The organism is Gordonibacter pamelaeae, from assembly GCF_003340385.1.
In the GTDB taxonomy this organism is placed as follows: domain Bacteria; phylum Actinomycetota; class Coriobacteriia; order Coriobacteriales; family Eggerthellaceae; genus Gordonibacter; species Gordonibacter pamelaeae.
The window spans coordinates 1-21,302 of the sequence record NZ_PPTS01000013.1 but is presented as its reverse complement, the minus strand read 5'-3'; the positions used below and the strand labels follow the sequence as shown (position 1 = coordinate 21,302).

Annotated in this window: 22 protein-coding genes, 2 tRNA genes, 1 other RNA gene and 1 pseudogene; 18 read left to right on the top strand and 8 right to left on the bottom strand. The window is 70.0% G+C overall.

The features are described from left to right. Window positions 1-7 precede the first annotated feature (7 nt). The 11 genes from C1877_RS14755 (at window position 8) to C1877_RS14700 (ending at window position 9,308) form a co-directional block, all read left to right on the top strand. A complete protein-coding gene (locus C1877_RS14755; protein ID WP_114569499.1) occupies window positions 8-865 on the top strand; it encodes a purine nucleoside phosphorylase YfiH/LACC1 family protein in 858 nt (285 codons plus the stop codon). 4 nt (window positions 866-869) lie between these two features. Then, window positions 870-1,562, top strand: a complete 693-nt coding sequence (locus C1877_RS14750; RefSeq protein WP_114569498.1) for a YggS family pyridoxal phosphate-dependent enzyme — start codon at window positions 870-872, stop codon at window positions 1,560-1,562. A gap of 144 nt (window positions 1,563-1,706) precedes the next feature. Further along, the gene (locus C1877_RS14745; protein ID WP_096228559.1) at window positions 1,707-2,669 is read left to right on the top strand and encodes a cell division protein SepF; all 963 of its coding nucleotides are present in this window, start codon (window positions 1,707-1,709) and stop codon (window positions 2,667-2,669) included. 48 nt (window positions 2,670-2,717) lie between these two features. Continuing rightward, window positions 2,718-2,978: a YggT family protein gene (locus tag C1877_RS14740; RefSeq protein ID WP_041239409.1), complete on the top strand. Its 261-nt coding sequence runs from the start codon at window positions 2,718-2,720 to the stop codon at window positions 2,976-2,978. Window positions 2,979-3,023: 45 nt separating this feature from the next. Continuing rightward, entirely contained in the window at window positions 3,024-3,839 is an 816-nt protein-coding gene (locus tag C1877_RS14735) for a DivIVA domain-containing protein (protein ID WP_015539749.1), read from the top strand. 36 nt (window positions 3,840-3,875) lie between these two features. Next, the gene (locus tag C1877_RS14730; RefSeq protein WP_015539748.1) at window positions 3,876-4,166 is read left to right on the top strand and encodes a DUF167 domain-containing protein; all 291 of its coding nucleotides are present in this window, start codon (window positions 3,876-3,878) and stop codon (window positions 4,164-4,166) included. 190 nt (window positions 4,167-4,356) lie between these two features. After that, the gene (locus C1877_RS14725) at window positions 4,357-5,124 is read left to right on the top strand and encodes a MerR family transcriptional regulator (RefSeq protein WP_114569497.1); all 768 of its coding nucleotides are present in this window, start codon (window positions 4,357-4,359) and stop codon (window positions 5,122-5,124) included. A gap of 150 nt (window positions 5,125-5,274) precedes the next feature. Continuing rightward, a complete protein-coding gene (gene nirJ2, locus C1877_RS14720; RefSeq protein ID WP_015539745.1) occupies window positions 5,275-6,282 on the top strand; it encodes a putative heme d1 biosynthesis radical SAM protein NirJ2 in 1,008 nt (335 codons plus the stop codon). Window positions 6,283-6,439: 157 nt separating this feature from the next. Beyond that, window positions 6,440-7,447, top strand: coding sequence for an ABC transporter substrate-binding protein (locus C1877_RS14710; protein ID WP_114569496.1), 1,008 nt, complete (start codon window positions 6,440-6,442; stop codon window positions 7,445-7,447). Between the two features lie 15 nt (window positions 7,448-7,462). After that, entirely contained in the window at window positions 7,463-8,470 is a 1,008-nt protein-coding gene (locus C1877_RS14705) for a FecCD family ABC transporter permease (RefSeq protein WP_041239407.1), read from the top strand. Continuing rightward, a complete protein-coding gene (locus tag C1877_RS14700) occupies window positions 8,463-9,308 on the top strand; it encodes an ABC transporter ATP-binding protein (protein WP_227156084.1) in 846 nt (281 codons plus the stop codon). The genes C1877_RS14705 and C1877_RS14700 overlap by 8 nt, the downstream gene beginning before the upstream one ends. Before the next feature lie 64 nt (window positions 9,309-9,372). Here the strand turns inward: C1877_RS14700 and rnpB are convergent. Beyond that, an RNA gene (gene rnpB / locus C1877_RS14695) (RNase P RNA component class A) lies at window positions 9,373-9,733 on the bottom strand. A gap of 122 nt (window positions 9,734-9,855) precedes the next feature. Between rnpB and C1877_RS14690 the strand changes: the two genes are divergently transcribed. Both C1877_RS14690 and C1877_RS14685 read left to right on the top strand, forming a co-directional pair. Next, entirely contained in the window at window positions 9,856-10,374 is a 519-nt protein-coding gene (locus C1877_RS14690; protein WP_015539744.1) for a GNAT family N-acetyltransferase, read from the top strand. Then, window positions 10,375-11,007, top strand: a complete 633-nt coding sequence (locus C1877_RS14685; protein ID WP_015539743.1) for a thiamine diphosphokinase — start codon at window positions 10,375-10,377, stop codon at window positions 11,005-11,007. Window positions 11,008-11,044: 37 nt separating this feature from the next. Here C1877_RS14685 and C1877_RS14680 read toward each other — a convergent pair whose 3' ends face one another. After that, window positions 11,045-11,389, bottom strand: a complete 345-nt coding sequence (locus C1877_RS14680) for a GIY-YIG nuclease family protein (RefSeq protein WP_015539742.1) — start codon at window positions 11,387-11,389, stop codon at window positions 11,045-11,047. A gap of 285 nt (window positions 11,390-11,674) precedes the next feature. On the opposite strand from C1877_RS14680, the gene thiC reads away from it, so the two are divergent. The 4 genes from thiC to thiD are packed head-to-tail and all read left to right on the top strand — an operon-like array spanning window position 11,675 to window position 15,344. Next, a complete protein-coding gene (thiC, locus tag C1877_RS14675) occupies window positions 11,675-13,015 on the top strand; it encodes a phosphomethylpyrimidine synthase ThiC (RefSeq protein ID WP_114569495.1) in 1,341 nt (446 codons plus the stop codon). Window positions 13,016-13,018: 3 nt separating this feature from the next. After that, window positions 13,019-13,855 (top strand): hydroxyethylthiazole kinase, encoded by an 837-nt coding sequence (gene thiM / locus C1877_RS14670; protein WP_114569494.1) that lies wholly within the window; start codon window positions 13,019-13,021, stop codon window positions 13,853-13,855. 24 nt (window positions 13,856-13,879) lie between these two features. Beyond that, window positions 13,880-14,530 carry a thiamine phosphate synthase gene (gene thiE, locus C1877_RS14665; RefSeq protein ID WP_114569493.1) on the top strand — a complete coding sequence of 217 codons (651 nt, stop codon included), beginning with the start codon at window positions 13,880-13,882 and terminating at the stop codon, window positions 14,528-14,530. Window positions 14,531-14,561: 31 nt separating this feature from the next. Continuing rightward, the gene (gene thiD / locus C1877_RS14660) at window positions 14,562-15,344 is read left to right on the top strand and encodes a bifunctional hydroxymethylpyrimidine kinase/phosphomethylpyrimidine kinase (protein WP_015539740.1); all 783 of its coding nucleotides are present in this window, start codon (window positions 14,562-14,564) and stop codon (window positions 15,342-15,344) included. Window positions 15,345-15,381: 37 nt separating this feature from the next. Here thiD and C1877_RS14655 read toward each other — a convergent pair whose 3' ends face one another. From C1877_RS14655 to C1877_RS14630, 6 genes are all read right to left on the bottom strand, one after another. Further along, on the bottom strand, window positions 15,382-17,022 hold the full coding sequence (locus tag C1877_RS14655; protein WP_114569492.1) for an amidohydrolase: 1,641 nt from the start codon (window positions 17,020-17,022) through the stop codon (window positions 15,382-15,384). A gap of 49 nt (window positions 17,023-17,071) precedes the next feature. After that, window positions 17,072-18,142 carry an MBL fold metallo-hydrolase gene (locus C1877_RS14650; RefSeq protein ID WP_227156080.1) on the bottom strand — a complete coding sequence of 357 codons (1,071 nt, stop codon included), beginning with the start codon at window positions 18,140-18,142 and terminating at the stop codon, window positions 17,072-17,074. 68 nt (window positions 18,143-18,210) lie between these two features. Next, window positions 18,211-18,287: transfer RNA gene (locus tag C1877_RS14645), tRNA-Glu, on the bottom strand. Window positions 18,288-18,318: 31 nt separating this feature from the next. Beyond that, a tRNA-Gln gene (locus tag C1877_RS14640) sits at window positions 18,319-18,392 on the bottom strand. A gap of 206 nt (window positions 18,393-18,598) precedes the next feature. Continuing rightward, window positions 18,599-19,366, bottom strand: coding sequence for a CDGSH iron-sulfur domain-containing protein (locus C1877_RS14635; protein ID WP_015539738.1), 768 nt, complete (start codon window positions 19,364-19,366; stop codon window positions 18,599-18,601). A gap of 105 nt (window positions 19,367-19,471) precedes the next feature. Further along, on the bottom strand, window positions 19,472-21,004 hold the full coding sequence (locus tag C1877_RS14630; protein ID WP_114569491.1) for a CCA tRNA nucleotidyltransferase: 1,533 nt from the start codon (window positions 21,002-21,004) through the stop codon (window positions 19,472-19,474). Between the two features lie 103 nt (window positions 21,005-21,107). On the opposite strand from C1877_RS14630, the pseudogene C1877_RS15945 reads away from it, so the two are divergent. After that, a pseudogene (locus C1877_RS15945) lies at window positions 21,108-21,302 on the top strand (hypothetical protein); the annotation flags it as partial.

Here is a 21,302-nt window from a genome sequence, read left to right as displayed (position 1 = left end):
CGCCTGCATGGCATCGGCCGCAACCCTTCCCGTACCGCATCTCGACGCGCGCCTCTTCGGCGCGCGTCGCTTATCGGCGCTCACCGACGAGGCCCTGTTCGAGCGCACCGGCGTGCGCATCGCGTTCACCTGCCGCGCGGGCGGCGTGAGCGAGGGGCCGTACGCCGCGCTCAACCTGGGCGGGCACGTGGGCGACGACCCTGCGGCCGTGGCGCGCAACCGGGAGCTCTTGCTGGAGGCGCTCGGCGCGGGGGAGGCGGCCCTCGTGGTGCCGAGCCAGGTGCACGGCGACGAGATCGTGGAGGTGGCCTCGGCCGAGCCGGGCGCCGTCGAGGCCGCGCGCGCCCGCGCGCTCGAGGGGGCCGACGGCCTGCTCGTGGACGTGCCGCAGGTTGCGGCGCTGCTGTGCTTCGCCGACTGCGTGCCGGTGGTGCTCGCCTCTCCCACGGGGCGCTTCGCCGTCGTCCACGCCGGCTGGCGCGGGGCGGTAGCCGGCATCGCCGGGAAGGCCGTGCGGCTCCTGGCCGCGCGCGACGCCGCCGAGCTGGGCATAGCGCCGTCCTCTGCGGCCGCAGCGCTCAACGCCTACCTGGGTCCGCACATCCACGCGGAATGCTTCGAGACGGGCGCCGAGGTGCGCGCCCGGTTCGTGGACCGCTATGGCGCGGACGTCGCCCCTGACGGGCGGCATGTCGACCTCGCGCGCGCCCTCGCGTGCGATCTGGGCGGGGCCGGCCTCGCCGCCGAGCGCATCGCGGATGCCGGCGCGTGCACGGCCTGCCGGCTGGACGACTACTTCTCCTACCGCGCGTCGGGCGGCACCTGCGGCCGCCATGGCGCCATCGCCGTGCTGCAGAAAGGATAGGGCCATGGGCATCGAGCAACGATATGCGAACGTGGCGGCCGAGGTGGCCGCCGTCTGCCGCGAGGCCGGGCGCGACCCGGCTGAGGTCACGGTCGTGGCCGTGTCGAAGACCGTGGGCCCGGACGCCGTCGCGCGCGCCCTGGCAGCCGGCGCGCGCGACTTCGGCGAGAACCGCCCCGACGGGCTGGCCGAGAAGGCGGCGGCGTTCCCGCAGGCAACCTGGCACTTCATCGGCAACATCCAGTCGCGCCGCATCCCCGACATCGTGCGGTCGGCCGCGCTCGTCCACTCGCTTTTCGAGGAGCGCCACGCCCGCAAGATCGACGAGGCCGCCGCGGTGGCGGGCAAGGTGCAGGACGTGCTCTTGGAGGTGAACGTGTCGGGGGAGGAGAGCAAGGGCGGCCTGGCTCCCGGCGACGTGCGCGCGCTGCTCGACGTATGCGCGCGCCTTCCGCACGTGCGGGTGCGCGGCCTCATGACCATGGCGCCGCAGGGCGACCCGGCCGCGGCGCGCGCCGTGTTCGAGGGCCTCGCGAACCTGTATGCCCAGCTGCGCGCCGGGCTCGATCCCGCGCAAGCGGCCCTGTTCGATGGGCTTTCTATGGGCATGAGCGAAGATTGGCGCGAGGCCGTGCGCGCGGGCGCTACCATAGTGCGCATCGGAAGGGCCGTGTTCGACGATGCCTTCGAGGCTTGAGGCCCGGGTGCCGGGGCACTGCGCACAGGGCCGATGGGCGCCGGCACGCCTCGAGCGGCGCGAAGCAAGGACAGACGGAAAAACGCAGCAGGGTGAACGCAGCGGCGGCTCGACCGCCGGAACCAAACGAAGCAGGTGGTGAACATGGAGCTGCCCAAAATCAAGCGATCCGAGCACGGCGGCGGGATGCTCGACGGCATCAAGTCGAAGCTGGGCTTTGCTGACGCGGCCGGCAACGGCGGCGGATACGACGACGCGTATCTCGATGACTACGGGGACGACTTCGGCGACTACGACGACGAGTTCGGCGAGTACGGCCCGGGCTACGACGACGGGGCGCCCGCCTCGCGCTACGATCCGTACGCGCCCGTGACCACGCGCCCGGCGCGCGGGGGGAGCCGCAGCGCACGCTCCTCGTCGGATTCCGACTTCCCCAAGCTCGTGTCCATCGACGACGTGCGCGCCCATACCCAGGTGCCCGACAGCCTGCGCCGCGACCCGCTGCCGCCGCGCCGCGTGTCGTCCACGTCGTCCAGCTACCGGGGCGAGCGCACGGTGGTGGACGCCACGATGCCCGCGCCCTCGTCGCCGGCCCACACGGCCGCGCGCCGCGAGCGCTCCGAGAGCCTGAACGCGCTGTTCGAGCCCAGCGCGGCCGAGGCGGAGCCCGCAACGGGCAAGGCGGCTTCTCCGGCTGCGGCGACCGTGGGGGCGGCTGCGGCCTCCGCCACCGTGGCCGTGGCCACCGCGACGGCCACGGCGCCCGCTTCCTCGCAGGCCACCGGCTCGTTCGACCCCTACGAGGCGTACGCCGGCTCGGGCACGCCCGCGCACAACCCGTCGCGCGCCATCTCGGTGCTCAAGCCCGCGAGCTACGGCGAGGTGGAACGCGTGGCCAAGATACTGAAAGCGGGCGACGTGGTGGTGCTTGCGCTGCGCAACACGCCCGACCAGCTGGCCAAGCGCATCCTGGACTTCTCGTTCGGCGTGTCGAGCGCGCTCGACGCCCGCGTGGAGGCCGTGGCCGACAAGGTGTTCGCCATCACGCGGGGCGCCGCGCTCACCGAGGCCGAGCGCCTGGCGCTGCGCAACCAGGGCGTGCTGTAGCGCGCCTTCCCGGGCGCCGACCGTCTACCAAGAGAAGGAGCTGGGCTCGTGCTGAGCTTGAAATACCTCATCGTATCGCTAGCCGACGTGTACAGCATGGTGCTGTTCGTGTACGTGCTCATGTCGTGGCTCCCCACGGACCGCGGCCTGCTCGCCGACATCTACCGGGTGCTCGGCCGCGTGTGCGATCCGTACCTCAACCTGTTCAAGAAACTGATTCCCCCGCTTGGAGGTATGGTGGACGTTACTCCCATCATCGCCCTGCTTGTACTACAATTCGGGGTACGTTTGATAGTAAACTTGTTTTAGCTGCGCTTGAACCGCGTCCGCGCGGACAGGACGAAGGGACCGACTATGGCAATCACCTCGGCTGATATCCACAACCAGAGCTTCTCGATCGACCGCAAGGGCTACGATGTCGACGAAGTGGACGTGTTCCTGGAGCACGTTGCCGACGAGATCGACGCGATGACCGCGCAGATAGACCAGCTGGAGCGCCAGTTGGACGACTCCTCGTTCGCCGGTTTCGACACGCCGGCGCGCATCGAGGACGTGCCCGCGCCCGTCGCCGCCGCGAGCGACGAGGAGCTGGCCGCGAAGGATGCGCGCATCGCCGACCTCGAGCGCCAGCTCGAGGCCAAGAAGGCCGACGACAACGCCATCGCCCAGGCGCTCATCATCGCGCAGCGCTCCGCCGACGAGATCATCTCGAACGCGAATGCCACGGCTGCCGGCACCATCAACGATGCCGAGGACGAGGCCAAGCGCATCGTGGACAAGGCCGAGGCCGAGAAGCAGAAGGTGCTCGACGCCATCAAGAAGCTCGAGGACGATCGCGAGGACGCCCGCGAGGACTACCAGGAGCTGCTCACCGACTTCATCGCCGACGCCACGCGCAAGCTGGCCGAGATCGGCGGCGAGATCCCGACTCCGTCCCTGCCCACGAGCGCGCACGCCCGCGTGGCGGAGACGACCGTGGAGGCCACGGGCCGCGTGATGACCTCGCCCGCCCAGGCCCCCATCAACGTCGACGGCACCGCCGCCTACGCCATGCCGCAGACCGGCGCCGTGTCCGTGGCGCCCGCCACCCCCACGCCCTCCCGCGTGGAGAAGGACCTCTCCGGCTTCGGCGATGCCGACGATGCCTTCGAGTTCGAGGAAATCGACTAGCGAGCTCCGCTGGCCTGTCGGCCGAGCGCAAGGGTCATGAAGCCTGCCATCATAGCCGTTCACGTCACGCCCCGCTCGGGGCGTGACGAGGTTTCGGGCGTGCGCGCGGATGCGGCGGGCGCCGACGAGGTGTGCGTGCGCGTGACGGCACCGCCCGACGGGGGCAAGGCGAACAAGGCGGTGTGCAAGCTGGTGGCCGAGGCGCTCGGCGTGCCGAAGTCGCGCGTGGGCGTGGCCTCGGGTCATACGGCGCGCCGCAAGCGCCTGTCCGTGGAGGCCGACCAGGCCCAGGTGGACGCGTGGCTGGCATCTCTTCCGCGCTGCTAGCCGGGCGGTGCGCTCGGCGGCGAGGGATTTCCCCTCGTTTTTGTTGTGAGTTTCTGAAAGACGGGGATTTGCCGTTGACGGCGACGTAGCGTCATCGCATATGCTCGGTTTCGGTCGGACGGGGGCGTTCGGCCGAGGACGAGGAGGCGGCCGCATCGAGCGGATGCGGAGCCTCATGAGGAGCAGCCGCATGACCGATCAACGATACCTGACCGTGGGAGAGCTGGCCCGGCGCGTCGGGGTGACGGTGCGCACGATCCAGTACTACGACCAGCAGGGCCTGCTCTCGCCGTCGGCGAAGGGTCCGCAGAACCAGCGCCTGTACACCGACGACAACGTGAAAGACCTGTATCGCATTCTGACCTTGAAGTACCTGGGGCTGTCGCTTGCCCAGGTCAAATCCGATGCAGATCTGTTCGACGAGGCGGCGGCGCTGCAGGAGCTCGCCGGCGAGCAAATGGACGCCATCGAGGAGCAGTTCCAAGCGCTGTTCAGGCGCATGTCCACCCTGCGCGCCCTGCACGACGAGGCCGGCGAGGGAATGCCGGACTGGGAGGCGCTCGCCTCCACCGTGGAGCGCTGCCAGGGCGAGAGCCAGTTCTTCTGGCGCCTCACCTGCATCCGCGACGACGCCCCCGCCGCCGAGACGGCCGCCAAGGATCGCATCGCCCGCGGCGAGTCCGTATCGCAATGGCACGAGCTCATCGCCGACACTATCCGCCTCATGCCGGCAGGCGAGGCCGTCGACAGCCCGTCCAACCGCGACCTGGCACGACGCTACCTGGCCCTCGACGCGTCGCAGGATGCCGCCGCGGCCGAGAGGAACTTCATCCTCATGGAGAACATCGCTCCCCATGGAGGCGACGACGGCTCGTTCGACGAGCTGCGCCAGGCGGTGTTCGACCATCTGGAGGCCGTGGTAGCCGCTTACCGCGGCCAGCCCGACCCGTCCGGCTAGCCTCATCCGGCGCCGGACGGGCGCGGCACCTCTTCCTTCGCTCTCTCCCCAGTGTTCTGTCCGTCCGGCGCAAACCCTTCATCTTGCCTGCTCATTCACCCGGTGCCCCGCGCACCCTCTGTCGGTGCGCCCGAACGAAAGGATACGCCCATGCTCGTGTCGTGGATGACGACGAACAAGTGCAACCTCAAGTGCGTCCATTGCTACCAGGATGCCGAGGAGGCCAGCGCCTTGGAGCTCTCGACCGACGAGGGAAGGAAGATGATCGACGAGATCGCCCGCGCGGGCTTCAAGGTGATGATCTTCTCGGGCGGCGAGCCGCTCATGCGCCCCGACATCTACGAGCTGGTGGCGCACGCGGCCTCGCGCGGACTGCGCCCTGTGTTCGGCTCGAACGGCACGCTCATCACGCCCGAGGCGGCGGCCAGGCTGAAGGAGGCCGGGGCCTGCGCCATGGGCATCTCGGTGGACAGCCTCGACGCGGCCAAGCACGACAAGTTCCGCGGGCTCGAGCACGCCTACGACCTCACCATGGCGGGCATCGAGGCCTGCAAGCAGGCCGGCCTGCCCTTCCAGCTGCACACCACCGTGGTGGACTGGAACCGCGACGAAGTGTGCGCCATCACCGACTTCGCCGTCGAGATCGGCGCGATGGCCCACTACGTGTTCTTCCTCATCCCCGTGGGTCGCGGCAAGTTCATCCAGGAGACGTCGCTCGAGGTGTTGGATAACGAGAAGCTGCTGAACGACATCATGACGAAGGCGTCGCAGGTGCCCATCGACGTGAAGCCCACGTGCGCGCCCCAGTTCACGCGCGTCGCGAAGCAACTGGGCGTCGACACCCGCTTCGAGCGCGGCTGCCTGGCGGCCCTCACGTACTGCGTCGTCGGCAGCGAGGGCATCGTGCGCCCCTGCGCCTACATGACCGAGGAAGCCGGCGACGTGCGGACGCAGCCCTTCGACGAGATCTGGCGCACGAGCCCCGTGTTCGAGAAGCTGCGCACCCAGGCGTACTCTGGCTCGTGCGGCACCTGCGACTACGCGCAAGGCTGCGGCGGTTGCCGTGCGCGCGCCGCCTACTACCACGACGGCGACATCCTCGCCCAGGACGATTACTGCGCACATGGGTTGCGCTGTTCTGACGAACAGCGCAACTAGTCGACGCTGCGGCTTCCCATGGCACCCGATCTCGCGGCGATGCCAATGACTCGCGTACCGAAGTACGCTTCGCCATCGGCCTCCCCACGATCTCGGGCACCATGGAAACCCTCGCTGACTTTGCTGGACCTAGGACATCTCATCGAAAGGATCTCCCATGAAGCTTGTTTCCCAACGCATCGTGCCCGCTGCCGTCGCCGCGTCCCTCGCCGCCTCGATGCTGCTCGCCGGCTGCTCGACCTCCCAGCCCGAGGCCGGCGCCGACGCGGGCGCCCCGCAGGCGGAGGCCGGGCAGGCCTCGCAGGCCGGCGCGGTCACGTTCACCGACGACACGGGGGCCGAGGTGACCGTGGACAACCCGCAGCGCGTGGTGGCGTGCATGGGCAGCTTCGCCAGCATGTGGGAGCTCGCGGGCGGCACGCTCGTGGGCGCTTCCGACGACGCGTTCACGCTGTCCGACTACGACTTGAAGTCCGACAACGTGCAGAAGGTGGGCGACTTCTCCAGCCCCAACCTCGAGGCCATCATCGCCCTCGAGCCCGACTTCGTCATCATGACGAGCGGCTCGGGCGGCCGCGGCGGCGACTCGAGCCAGGCCGACCTCAAGGCGGCGCTGGCCGCGTCGAACATTCCGGTGGCGTGCTTCCAGGTGACGACGTTCGCCGATTACGAGCGCATGCTGCGCACCTGCTGCGACATCACGGGACGCGACGACCTGTACGAGCAGAACGCCCAGGCCACGGCCGACCGCATCGCCGCGATCACGGCCAAGGTGCCCGCCGGGGAGGCGCCGACGGCCCTCGTGCTCACCACGTTCTCGGGCGGCACGCGCGTGCAGGCGTCCTCGACGATGACCGGCTCGATGCTGGCCGAGCTCGGCGCCAAGAACCTGGCCGACGAGAACCCGAGCCTGCTCAAGGACTTCAGCCTGGAGTCGATCATCGAGATGAACCCCGACTTCATCTTCGTGGTTCCCATGGGCAACGACGATGCTGCGGCCATGAAGGCTCTCGAGGACCAGACGGCGGCGAACCCTGCCTGGTCGACGCTCGACGCGGTGCAGAACGGCCGCTACGTCACGCTCGACCCGCACCTGTTCCAGTACAAGCCCAACGAGCGCTGGGACGAGAGCTACCAGGTGCTGTTCGACGCCCTGTACGCGTAAGACGAAGGGCATCAGGTGTCCCCGTTCAGCCGCGAGAAGGCGGCGCCGCTCGCCATCGTCGTCTCCGCCGCCGTCCTCGCGGGCGTGACGGCGGCGGCGTTCCTCGTGGGCTCGTCGTCGGTGAGCCTGGGCGACCTCGTCGCCTGGGCGACCGGCGGCGACGTGAGCGCATCGGCGAAGAGCATCCTCGTGAACGTCCGCCTGCCGCGCGTGCTGGCCGCGCTTCTGGCGGGCGGGGCGCTGGCCGTGGCGGGCGCCATCATCCAGGCGGTGCTCGACAACCCGCTGGCCAGCCCCAACATCATCGGCATCAACTCGGGCGCGGGCCTGTTCGTGCTCATCGCCGCAAGCGTGTTCCCCGGCGCGCTGTGGCTGCCGCCGCTCGCGGCCTTCGCGGGCGCGCTGGCCACCGCGCTCATCATCTTCGGCATCTCGCTGGGCGCGAGCACGTCGAGGCTCACCGTGGTGCTGGCCGGCATCGCCATCACGTCGGTGTTCGGAGCCGGCATGAACACCATCCTCATCGTGAACCCCGACGCCTACATCGGCTCGTCGGCGTTCCTCGTGGGCGGCCTGTCCGGCGTGCTCATGGACGACCTCGCGTGGCCGGCGGCCTACATCGTGGGAGGCCTGGCCGTGGCGCTGCTCGCAGCGGGAAAGCTCAACATCATGGCGCTGGGCGACGACACGGCGCACGCGCTCGGCATGAACGTGGGGGCGACGCGTCTCGCCATGCTCGGCCTCGCCGCCGTGCTGGCGGGGGCGGCCGTGAGCTTCGCGGGCCTGCTCGGGTTCGTGGGGCTCATCATCCCGCATCTCGTGCGGTTCTTCGTAGGCCACGACAACCGGTTGGTGCTGCCCCTGTCCGCCGTGTCGGGCGCGGCGTTCGTCGTCGTGTGCGACCTGCTCGCGCGCGTGCTGTTCGCGCCCTACGAGGTGCCCGTGGGCATCCTCATGGCGTTTCTGGGAGGCCCCTTCTTCATCTACCTCATCTTGAAGAACAGGAGGGGTTCCCTTGACTGACCCTGTCATCCTGAGCGGAGGCCGCAGGCCGGAGCCGAAGGACCCCGTGCGGCGCCAGCCAACGTCCCTCCCTGCCATCGAGGTGCGCGATGTGTCGTTCTCCTACGGCAAGCTGCCCTTCATCGAGGGGCTCTCGGCCGTGTTCCCGCACGGAGCGGTGACGAGCGTCGTGGGGCCGAACGGCTGCGGGAAGTCCACGATGATCAAGCTCGTCGACGGGCTCTTGCGCCCGAGCGCGGGGGAGGTGCGCATCGACGGCGTGCCCACCCTGTCGCTCAAGGCGAAGGAGCGGGCGCGGCGCGTGGCCGTGCTCGCGCAGGCCAGCCGCCCGCCGGCGATGACGGTGGAGGCGCTCGTCGCCTGCGGGCGCTACCCCTACCAGGCGCGCCAGGGAAGGCTCTCGCGCGAGGATCGCGAGCAGGTGGAGCGCGCGCTCGAGCTGGCGAGCGTCGCGCGGTTCCGCGACTGCGAGCTGCGCCGGCTGTCGGGCGGCGAGCGCCAGCGCGCGTTCATCGCCATGACGCTGGCGCAGGACACCGACCTCATCGTGCTCGACGAGCCCACCACCTACCTGGACATCCGCGCCTGCCATGAGACGATGGAGCTCGTGCGCCGCCTGAACGTCGAGGCGGGCAAGACCGTCGTCATGGTCATCCACGACCTCGATTTGGCGCTGCGCTACTCCGACCGTTTGCTCGTCATGGAGTGCGGGCGAGCCTCCGCGGCCGGCACGGTGGAAGAGGTGCTGGAAACCGGCGCCATCGAGCGGGCCTTCGGCGTGAGCATCCGCCCGCACGCCGCCGCAGAGGGCATCGCGTACACGCTGTTCCCCGCGTAGCCGCTGCTGACCGCCCGCTCTCGGCAGTTGGGAATTCTCGAAAAGGTTGCTGTATGAAAGGGAAGGCGCGAGCGGGCCGATAAGCCGGGTTCTGTCGTTGGACGACCATTTATCTCGAACGCCTGTCGCCAGACGCCTCAAGCACGCAACCCGAACGTACGGCGGGCCACCGTGTCGCGTTCCTATTTGCGCTTGCTCCGGATGGGGTTTTCCAAGCCGCGCCGTTGCCGGCGCGCTGGTGCGCTCTTACCGCACCGTTTCAGCTTTTCTCCCGTTGCCGCGCGCCGAAGCGCGTGTTCGCGGGGGAGTTTCCTTTTCTGTGGCACTAATCCGTCGGGTCGCCCCGCCCAGCCGTTAGCTGGCATCCTGCCCTGTGGAGCCCGGACTTTCCTCACACCGAGGTGCGCGATCGTCTGGCCCGCTCGCATATGGTATTCTAGCAAACCGAAAGCAGCGCGCGCCCGCGAAAAGCGAAGCAGCGCGAAAAACCGATCCGGCCGCGTGCGGCCGGCGGGCGGGCCGTGTGCCCGCGGAGGCAAGGAGCACCATGAACGAGGAACTCACCATACGCTTCGCCGTGCGCGAGGACGCGCCGGCACTGCTCAGGCTGACCCAGGGGCTCGCCGCCTCGATGGGCCGCGAAGGCGCGGTGGCCGCCACGCCTGCGGATATCGTGCGGGGCATGTTCGACGAGGGGGCGGGCGAGGCGCTGGTCGCCGAGCATCCGGAAGACGGCGTGGTGGGGTGCGCGATCTTCTGTCGCGCGTTCTCCGTGTGGACGGGAGCCTGCGGCGTGTACCTGGAGGACCTGTTCATGGACGAGGCGTACCGAGGCGCCGGTGCGGGCCGGGCGCTCATGGCGCGCCTGGCGGCGCTCTGCGAGGAGCGGGGCTACCGGCGCCTCTCGTGGCACTGCCGCGACACGAACGAGGCGGGGCTGGCGTTCTACGAGCGCTTGGATGCCGAACGGGTCGACGCGCTCGTGCTGCACCGGTTGGAGGGCGAGCGGCTTGCCGCGCTCGCGGCCCAGGCTCCGGCAGCCGGACGTGCGGAAGGGGCGAGGTAGATGGCGACGTGCGCGATCGTGGGGGCGTCCCCCGAGTTCAATGCCGAGGACTTCAGGGCCCGCCACGAGGCGGGCATGTTCGAGTTCGTGATTGCCGTGGACGCCGGTTTCGCCTACCTGGAGGAGCTGGGCGTGAAGCCCGACATGGCGGTGGGCGACTTCGACTCGCTCGGCTACATCCCCAAGTGCCGCCGCGTGTCGCGCTTTCCGGTGAAGAAGGACAAAAGCGACATGGAGCTGGCGCTTGAGAAGGCCGTGGCCTGGGACTACGACGACCTCGTGGTGTACGCGGCCCTGGGCGGGCGGCTCGACCACACCATCGCGAACCTGCAGCTGTTCGCGAAGTTCTCCGAGCGGGAGTTCTACGTGACCGCCGTGGGCGCCGACAGCGCCCTGCGCGCGCTCACCGGCCCCGACGTGATGGACCTGCCCCTGATGGAGTCCGGCACGGTGTCCGTGTTCTCCGCGAACGACTGCGCGCGCGGCGTCATCGAGACGGGCATGCTGTACTCGCTGGACGACGAGGACCTTTCGAACCGCACGTCCCGCGGCGTGTCCAACGAGCTCGTGGGCAAGCCCGCGCGCATCGCCGTGGAGGAAGGGACGCTGTACGTGTTCTACCCGCTGCCCTGACGCGGCCGGCAGGCGACGCGCCCCGTTGCGGCGCGAGTCACCGCCAGACGCGCTTCGCTTCCGGATGCTCCTCCAGGCATAGCTCCAGCAGGGCCTGGAGCTCTTCGGCATGGTCCTCGCGGGCATCGTCGTATTCCAGCTCCTCAATGAGGGCGAACGTGAATCCCCCGTGGCCGTGCTCGCTCCACAGCGCTTGCAGGCGCTTGTTGGGATGGTTGCCGCCGTCGAAGCGGGCGACGAGGCCGTTCTCGGTTGCCCGCGGGTCGCGCGAGGCGATGAGGAACCGCTCGCCCGTGGCGAGGCAGCGCATCTCCAGGACGCCCATGGCGGGCTCGCGCTCGCCGTAGGCCTGCTTGAGCTGCCTTTTCCGTTCGTCGTCCATGGATTTTCCTCGCTGCCCCGCGTTTTCCCTCCATTGTGGGGCATCTTCGGCCTGCGTGCAATTCGACGGTTCGTAGGGCTCGCCGGCGGATTCGGCGCGCGAAACGCAGGGCGGGGCGGTATAATCGCCCGAGCGGCACCGCCTGGCGCCGCGCCGCCGCGAGGCGGCCTTGACATACCGGGGAGCTTGCAAGCCGCATGAGCGGCCGGGCAGGCTGAGAGGAAGCGCCGAAGCACGCTTCGACCCGAGGAACCTGACATGGGTAATGCCAACGAAGGGAGCTCTATGACGCAGATCAGCGCCGCAGCGCGCGGCAATCCTGCACCCGTCACGCAAATCGACCACGCCCGCGCGGGCGCCGTCACGGCGGCCATGCGCATCGTGGCCGAGAAGGAGGGGCGCGACCCCGAGTTCATCCGGGAGGGCGTGGCGGCCGGGCGCATCGCCATCCCCGCGAACATCCGCCATGCGAGCCTGTCGCCCGAGGGCGTGGGCGGCGGCCTGCGCACGAAGGTGAACGTGAACTTAGGGATCTCGGGCGACCTCGCCTGCGAGGCCGAGGAGTGGAAGAAGGTCGACGTGGCGCTCGAGCTCGGCGCCGAGGCCATCATGGACCTGTCGAACAGCGGCAAGACGGCCGCGTTCCGCCGCGCCCTCATCGAGAAGTCGCCGGCCATGATCGGCACCGTGCCCCTGTACGACGCGATCGGCTACCTGGAGAAGCCGCTCGTCGGCATCACGGCCGCGGACTTCCTCGACGTGGTGCGCGCGCACGCCGAGGACGGCGTGGACTTCGTCACCATCCACGCCGGCATGAACCGGTGCACCATCGAGAGCTTCCGCGAGACGGGCCGCCTCACGAACATCGTGAGCCGCGGCGGTTCGCTCATCTTCGCCTGGATGGAGGCTACCGGCAACGAGAACCCCTTCTACGAGTTCTACGACGAGGTGCTGGCCATCCTGCACGAGCACGACGTGACCATCAGCCTGGGCGACGCCATGCGCCCCGGGTCCACCTACGACGCCACCGACGCGGGGCAGATCGCCGAGCTCATCGAGATCGGCAAGCTCACGCGCCGCGCGTGGGACGCGGGCGTGCAGGTGATGGTGGAGGGCCCGGGCCACATGGCGCTCGACGAGATCGCCGCCAACATGAAGCTGGAGAAGCGCCTGTGCCACGACGCGCCCTTCTACGTGCTCGGGCCGCTCGTCTGCGACATCGCGCCGGGCTACGACCACATCACGGCCGCCATCGGCGGGGCCGTGGCCGCCTCGTCGGGCGCGGACTTCCTGTGCTACGTCACCCCGGCCGAGCACCTGCGCCTGCCCGACGCCGCCGACGTGCGCGAGGGCCTCGTGGCCACGAAGATCGCCGCGCATGCGGCCGACATCGCGAAGGGCGTGCCCGGCGCGCGCGATGCCGACAACCGCATGAGCGACGCGCGCCGCCGCGTGGACTGGGAGGGCATGTTCGCCGAGGCGCTCGATCCCGTGCGTGCGCGGGAGTACTTCGAGAGCGCCCCGCCTTCGACGGAGGGCACCTGCACCATGTGCGGCCAGATGTGCGCCATGCGCACCGTAAATCAGATCATGGACGGCCTGACGGTCGATCTTGGGAAGGAGTAACCTATGGAGGCATTCGCTTTGAAGAAGGCCCTGGACAACGTGCGGGCGGGCTCGCCGCTCGTGCACAACATCACGAACTACGTGACGGTGAACGACTGCGCGAACGCGCTTTTGGCCATCGGCGCGAGCCCTATCATGAGCGACGAGCCCGCCGACGTGGAGGACATCGCGTCCATCTGCGGCGGGCTCACGCTCAACATCGGCACGCTCAACGAGCGCTCCATCGAGGGCATGTTCGCAGCCGGCGCCCGCGCGAGCGAGCTCGGCCATCCCATCGTGCTCGACCCGGTGGGCGCGGGCGCGTCGGCCCTGCGCACGCGCGTGGCGGGCGATTTGCTCGACAAGCTGGCCGTGTCCGTCATCCGCGGCAACATGTCGGAGGTGAAGGCGCTCGCCGGCGGCGCGGCGGCCACGCGTGGGGTTGACGTGTGTCCCGACGATGCGGTCACCGAGGACAACCTGGCGGCCGGCGCGGCGTTCGCGCGCGATTTCGCGGCGAAGACGGGCGCGGTCGTGGCCATCACGGGCGCCATCGACATCGTAGCCGACGCCGAGCGCGCCTACGCCGTCCGCAACGGCAGCCCTCTCATGGGCCGCATCACGGGCGCCGGCTGCATGCTGTCGTGCCTGTGCACGGCCTACGCGGTGGCGAACCCGGGCGCGCTCCTGGAGTCGCAGGCGGCGGCGGTCTCCGGCATGGGCCTTGCGGGCCAGCAGGCGCAAGCCCGCATGGGCGGCCTCGACGGCAACGGGTCGTTCCGCACCTACCTCTTGGACGCGCTGTACAACCTCGACGGCAACGCGCTCGAGGCAGGCGCGAAAGTCGAAGAGCTGGCGTAGCCGGCGGAAGCGAGAGGAGGGCCGATGTACCCACGGGAGGATCTGCGCCGCGCGTTGGCGCTGTACGCGGTCACCGACCGCGCGTGGCTGGGGGAGCGCACGCTCGCCGCATGCGTCGAGGAGGCGCTGGCGGGCGGCGCGACCTTCGTGCAGCTGCGCGAGAAAGAAGCGCCCCGGGCCGAGGTGGTGCTGCGCGCCCGCGCGCTCGCGCCGCTGTGCCGTGCGGCGGGCGTTCCGTTCGTCGTCAACGACGACGTGGCGGCGGCGCGGCTTGCCGGCGCCGACGGCGTGCACGTGGGACAGGACGACGCCGCGTGCGCCGACGCGCGCGCGGAGCTCGGGCCGGACGCCATCGTGGGCGTGTCGGTGCAGACGGTGGAGCAGGCGCTTGCCGCCCAGGCCGACGGGGCCGACTACCTGGGCGTGGGCGCCGTGTTCGGCACGCCGACGAAGCCCGACGCCGCCGACGTGGGCGCAGACGGCCTCGCCGCCATCTGCGCGGCCGTCGACATCCCCGTCGTGGCCATCGGCGGCCTGAACGAGCGGACCGTGCCCGCGCTCGCCGGCACGGGCGCCGACGGGGCGGCCGTGGTCTCGGCCATCTTCGCCGCCGACGACATCGAAGCCGCCGCGCGCCGCTTGCGCGCGGCGGTGCAGGCGGCGCTCGGCGCGTAACCGCGCCGTCGCCCGAGGAAAGGACAACGACATGGAAGCAGTGCTCAGCATCGCGGGGTCGGATTCCAGCGGCGGCGCGGGCATCCAAGCCGACATCAAGACCATCGCCGCGCATCGCCTGTTCGCCGAGACGGCCGTCACGGCGCTCACGGCGCAGAACACCCTCGGCGTGACCGACGTGCTCGACGTCGACCCGGCCTTCGTATCCCAGCAGATCGACGCCGTGTTCGAGGACATCCGCCCCGCCGCCGTGAAGGTGGGCATGGTGTCGTCGGCCGCCATCATCGAGGCCGTCGCCGACGCGCTCGAGCGCCACGGGGCGGCCAACATCGTGGTCGACCCCGTCATGGTGGCCACGAGCGGCGCGCGCCTCATCAGCGAGGACGCCGTCGAGGCCCTGAGGGCGCGCCTGCTGCCCCTCGCGGACGTGGTCACGCCGAACATGCCGGAGGCGGAGGTGCTGTGCAGGTTCGCGGTGGACGATGACGCGTCCATGGAACGTGCCGCCCGCGAGCTGGCCGGGCGGGTGCGGGGCGCCGCGCTCGTGAAGGGCGGTCACAGCTTCGCGCGCGCCGACGACGTGCTCGTGGCGCATGCGGACGCACCGGCGCTCTGGTTGCGAGCGGAGCGCATCGAAACCGAGAACACCCACGGCACCGGCTGCACGCTCTCGTCGGCCATCGCCTGCGGCCTCGCGAAGGGCCTTCCGATGGAGGAAGCGGTGCGCGCCGCTAAGGCCTACGTGCACGGCGCCCTCGCCTCGGGCCTCGACCTGGGGAAGGGCAGCGGCCCGCTCGATCATATGTGGGAATGAGGCGAGGAGACGGGGGCAACGTCCCCTTCCCCCGAACCTACCGCTCGAACACGCAGCGGCCGCCCATGAACGTGGCCAGCACCTTCGTCTTCTGGATATCCTCCGGATCGCAAGCCAGCAGGTTGCGGTCGAGCACGGCGATATCGGCCAGCTTGCCCGTCTCGAGGGTGCCCAGCTCGCGCCGGCGCCCCGCCGCCGCGGCGCTGCCCTGCGTGTAGGCGCGCAGGGCCTCCGCCCTGCCGATGCGCTCGTCGGGCAGCCAGCCGCCGGCGGGCTCGTGCGTGCCCGGGTCCTGGCGCGTCACGGCGCTGTACAGCACGTCCATCGAGTTCACGTCCACCACGGGCGAGTCCGTCCCGAACGCGAGCACCGTGGAGCGGTCGAGCAGCGTGCGCAGCGGCCACATGTAGGGCACGCGCCCGGGCCCCAGGTCGCGCTCGGGGCCGCCCGGGTCGAGCGTCATATGCGGCGGCTGCACCGCGGCCACCACCTGCAGCTCGGCCAGACGGCCGAGATCCTCGGGCAGGAAGTTCTCCAGGTGCTCGAGGCAGTTGCGGCGCCCTTCCGGCAGCGGCCCGTACGTCGCCCGCGCCTCCTCGAAGATGTCGAGTGCGGCGTGGATGGCCGCGTCGCCGATGGTGTGGATGCGCACGGGGTAGCCCCGCTCGGCGGCAGCCAGCACCAAGGAGCGCATCACGGCGGCGTCCACCGTGGGTCGGCCGCAGTCGCCTTCGGCGCGCGCGTTCGCGTAGGGCTCGGTCACCCAGGCCGTGTGCTGGCTCGACACGCCGTCGAAGAACTGCTTGAAGCCGGTGGCCTGCAAACACGGCCCCGTGTAGAGCGCGCGCATCGTCTCGAAGCGGCCCATGTCGCCCGTCAGCGTGGGGAAGAGGTGCACGCGCGCGGTCAGCTCGCCGCGCTCGAGCAGGGCCGCGTGCACGTCGTCGCGGATGAAGTCGAGCCCCGGATGCGCCATGAGCGACATATCGCAGACGCTCGTCACGCCGAACGCGCCAAGCCGCGCGAAGAACCCGCGGTAGGCGCTCGCCACCTCCTCGTCGGTGAACGATCCCATGATCTGCGGCATCAGCTCCATGGCGGCCGCCTCGCGCACGATGCCGGTCAGCTCGCCCGCCTCGTCGCGATCGTAGGAGCCGCCCGCCGGGGGAACGCTGTCGCGCGTGAGCCCCAGCTCGGCCAGCGCCGCCGAGTTGAGCCACAGCGTGTGGGCGTCGCCCGAGTACAGCGCCACGGGGCGGGCGGGGAAGGCCTCGTCGAGCGAGCGCTTCGAGGGAAGCACGGGCGGGTCCCACCGGTACTCGCGCCATCCCTGCGCCAGCAGCCAGCCGTTCGGGCGCTCGGCGGCGAACGCCCGCATGCGCTCGACGCAGTCGGCCTCGTTCTCGCCGAGGAACATGGTCGCCAAGGGCGAGGCGTACACGGCCGAATGGAAGAAGTGCAGGTGCGAATCGTGGAATCCGGGCACCACGAGCGCGTCGCCGAAGTCGCGCACCTCGGGCGCGGGGCCCTCGTTGCGCGCGCGGGCGAAGGCGTGCACGTCCGCTCGCGGGCCCACGGCCACGATGCGGTCGCCGGAGATGGCGACGGCGGCGGGCCTCGTCGCGGCGTCGGTCCCGGTGAACACGTTCTCGCTTTCGATGATCAGGTCGATGTGCATGGGATGCTCCTTGTCTCGCAGCGCCGTATGCCGTATCGCGCCCCGTCGGCTACGGCAGCTCGAAGCGGTACTCGTCGCCGCAGATCGTCTGCTTCAGCTTGCCTTCGCAAACCAGGTACACCAAGTGCGCCATCGTCTCGCCCATCGAGAAGAACTTCTGGTCGAGCGGCCAGGAGCGCCAGTTGTCGTAGCGCCACTTCGCGTGCGACGAGATGGATACGACGTCCCCGTGCCCCTCGGCCACCAGGTCGTATATCTCCTGAAGGCGTTCCTCGTGGTGGCTGATGAGGTGCAGGGCGCGCCCGCGCAGATCGCCGAACACGGCGCCGTGGCCCGGCAGCACCCGCTCGACGTCCAGGTTGCTTACCTTCCCCAAGCTCGCCAGGAACTCCTCCAGGGCGTTGTAGGCCGGGAACCACGAGGCTATCGAGGGCGTGATGCGCTCGAGCACGTGATCGCCTGCCAACAGTATCCTGCGCGACGGCTCGTAGAGGCAGAGGTGCCACGGGTCGTGCCCGGGCGTCTCCAGCACCTCGAACGCATAGGGCCCCGCACGGAGCACGTCGCCCTCGTGCAGGAACGTCACGGCCGGCTGGTTCTTCAGAGGCAGCAGCTCGGCCGATACGTGCAGCGTAGGCTTGCCCTTTCCGAAGCCCAAGCCGCTCTGGTGCGGCGTGGCCGCCTTCAGCAGCAGGGGGCCGAACACGCGGGCCTCCATGTCCTGCAGGTTCTCCACCTCTTGGAACGAGTGGAGGTTCGCGAAGACCGGCATGCCGTCGCGGTAGATGCGGTCGAGGTTTCCCGTGTGGTCGGGATGCGAATGGGTCAGCACGATCTCCACGCCGTCCCAGGTGCGCCCCAGGGCGGCGAGCGCCTGGCCGAGCGCCTCCTCGCAGGCGGGGTGGTTGAAGCCCACATCGACGATGGTCGTGCGGTCCTTCGACAAGATCAGGTAGGAGTTGAGCGCGCGCAGGGGGTTGTGCGGCAGCGGCACGCGCACCAGGTACAGGTTCGGCAGCAGCTCTACCGGCATGCCGAAGGGCGCTGCCAGGCAGGCATCGGCCGGGTCTGGCACGGCCATGCTCGATGGGGTTGCCGTGCCCGTGTTCGCTCGATCCATGCGGCCTCCCTTTCCTCGGGGCGAAATAGCAAAAAGGCCGGGGCTGATGCCCCGGCCTGCAAGTTGCTTGGTAGCTCCGACCGGATTCGAACCGGCGACCTCCGCCTTGAGAGGGCGGCGTCCTAAACCGCTAGACGACGGAGCCACATAGTGCGCTGTGCAGTATACCGCAAAAATGGCTGGGGTGGAAGGAGTCGAACCCTCACATACGGTACCAGAAACCGCTGTCCTGCCATTAGACGACACCCCATCGGCTAACCGATGTGCTTCCGTTGCTTGTTGCAACAGTCGCAAGCGCGAGTGCATATATTACGGGGAGCCATGGACTTCGTCAAGGCCCCAGCCCAACTTTTTTTGAAAATTTCGAACTTGCCCGCCAGCGGGCCGGGAGGCGCGCTCGTTGCCGGGCTGCGACAGGGCGCTTGCGGGCGCTCCGCGCTTCCGTGCGGCGCTCCGTCAGTCCAAGCCGTCCGAGAACCCGATGCTCACGTGCATGGCATCGCAGAACGGCTTGTTGCGCGACGCCCCGCAGCGGCAGAGCGCATAGCGGTTGCGCAGCTCGTAGGTGCTGCCGTCGGAGCTGATCAGGGGGATTCCCCCGCGCACGTACAGCGGGCCGCTCACGCCCTCCTCGGGGTCCTCCAGAAGCGAGATCGCGGGATCCAGCTCGGGCTCGTAGGGGGTGCCGTCGGCGGTGTCGTAGTGCACGAGCCGCCCGGCGGGGCAGTCCGACGAGGCCTTTATCGCCTCTTCCTTCAAGCGCTCGTCGCCCGAGAGCTCGGTGAGCGTCCACACGTCGCCGTCCTCGCGGTGGCAGAAGCGCGCGAAGGCGCAGCGGTTGTCGTCGAGCAGGTACGCGCCTGGGCCGGGGTAGACGTCGGCGCGCTCCTCGAAGGGCTCGCGGCTGGCCGTCTCGGTGCCGTCGAAGCCGGCCGTGACGTGCGAGCCGTCGCAGAACGGCGGCGTCTTCGTGCGCCCGCAGCGGCAGAGCGCATAGGTTTGCGTGGCGGGGAACGTGCGGCGCACGCGGTACTCGCGATGGCCGCCCACCGGCGTGATGACCTCCTCGAGCAGCGGCACGGAGCCGTTGACCACGTACGGGCCGTTCTCCACGATGGTGATGCTCATGGGGGTGGGCGTCTCGCCCTGGGTCTGGGGCGCGTCCCCCGGCTGGGCCTGCCGGGTCGTCTCGCGCTCGGTGCGCTCCTGCGTCATCGTTGCCATGGCGCCTCGCTTCCTATCGGGGTCTCGGTATCCCGTCAGTATAGGAGCGCCCGCTGCGGCCCCGGCTCCGTCCGGCGGCGCCGTTGCAGGCAGGTGGGCCAACCGTTAGGCGCCTGCCACGTCGCCGGCGCCGCTCCCTGCGCCCGCAGCCCGCTTTTCGTCCGCGGCGCGTTCCGGGCCCTTCGTGCCCTCTGCCGCATCCCGGCCGTCCTGCTCGGCGAGCCAGGCGGCTGCGAAGGCCAGCAGGGCCGCGCGCTCGTTCGGCATGCGCTCGTCGATCACGGCGTCGAGCGCCGCAGCGAGCACGGCGCCCACGGCCGGCCCCTGCCGCACGCCGGCCGCCATCACGTCGCGGCCGTCCACGGCGAGCTTCCTCAACGTGAAGGCCTCGTTCGCCTCCAGTATCCCGCCCAGCACCTCTTCGAGCTCGTCGGCCAGCTCCACGCGCCCCGCGCACCGCGGTGCCTGGGCGAGCGCGTCGCCGCGCTTCAGGTCGCAGAGCGCGCGGAACAGCCCCACGTCGCCGCCCAGGCGGGCGAGGGCCCGCTTCACGGCTTTCGGCGTGGGCTCTATCACGTCGTCGTGATGCTTCACCAACGTCAGCACGCGCCCGACGAAGGCCGGCGAGAGTGCGAGCCGCCCCATGGCCGCCCGCGCCAGCTCCACGCTGATCTTCGCATGGCCGTAGAAGTGCCCCGTGCCGTCCGCATCCTGGAAGAACGCCGCCGGCTTCCCCATATCGTGGAAGAGCGCCGCCCAGCGCACGAGGGGGGAGGGCGGGGTGTTCTGCACGACGAACGCCGTGTGCTCGAGCACGTCGTATACATGGTAGGGCGTGCGCTGCTCGAAGCCCTTGCACGCCACCAGCTCGGGCAGTACCGCGGCCAGCACGTCCACCGTGCCCATGAGGGCGTCGTGCACGTGCGCGCCCAAGAGCAGGCATTCCAGCTCGTGCGTCACCCGTTCGGCCGATATGCGCAGAAGCTGGCCCTTGTTCGCCATCATGCCGGCGTAGGTGGCAGGCTCGATGGAGAACCCCAGCTGCGAGGCGAACCGACATGCCCGCAGGATGCGCAGCGCGTCCTCGGAGAAGCGGCGAGCGGGGTCGCCCACGGCGCGTATCGTGCGTGCTTCGAGGTCCGCCACGCCCCCGTACGGGTCGAGGATGCCGCGTTTTGGATGGTAGGCCAGCGCGTTCATAGTGAAGTCGCGGCGGGCCAGGTCCTCCTCGATGGTGCGGACGAAGGAAACGGCCTCGGGGTGCCGCGCGTCCGCGTAGACGCCGTCGTCCCGGTAGGTCGTGATCTCCAGCGCCTCTTGCTCCACTACTACGGTGAGCGTGCCGTGCGCCGTGCCCGTCTCGTGCGTGCGGCAGCCGGCCGCCTCGAACACGCGCTGCACCTCCTGCCAGGGCGCGTCGGTGGCCACGTCGACGTCGGCGCACGCCCGCCCGAGCAGCGCATCGCGCACGAAGCCGCCCACGCACCATGCCTCGAAGCCGGCTTCCTCGAGCGCGGCGAGGGCGAAGGCGGCCTGCGGGGGCAGGGGGATCGTGACGGGGCAAGGGCCTCCGGGGGCAGCACTGCGAGCCTGCCCCCGCTCTGCCAGCCCGTCGCCAAGTTGTCCGGGTTCCTCCATGCCGATCTCCTATCCCGCCTATGCTCCCTGAGGGGGAGCGCCCTTGCCCGCCTTGCTTTTCCCTGCGTCGTCCTTTGTTGCCCCTACTAGTATAGGTGAATCCGTGGGGCCTTGTTTCCCGCGCTCTCTTGAAGTAGTCCCACCGTTGCATTATCGAAGGCCGAAGCCCGCCTGCGCCGCCGCCTGCCCCCGCACCCGCCACATAGAGTCGCCCGACGAGATCGACCCCGCCTGGCTCGCCGGCTGCGGCGCCGTCGGCGTCACCGCCGGCGCCTCGACCCCCGAGGGCCAGATCGAC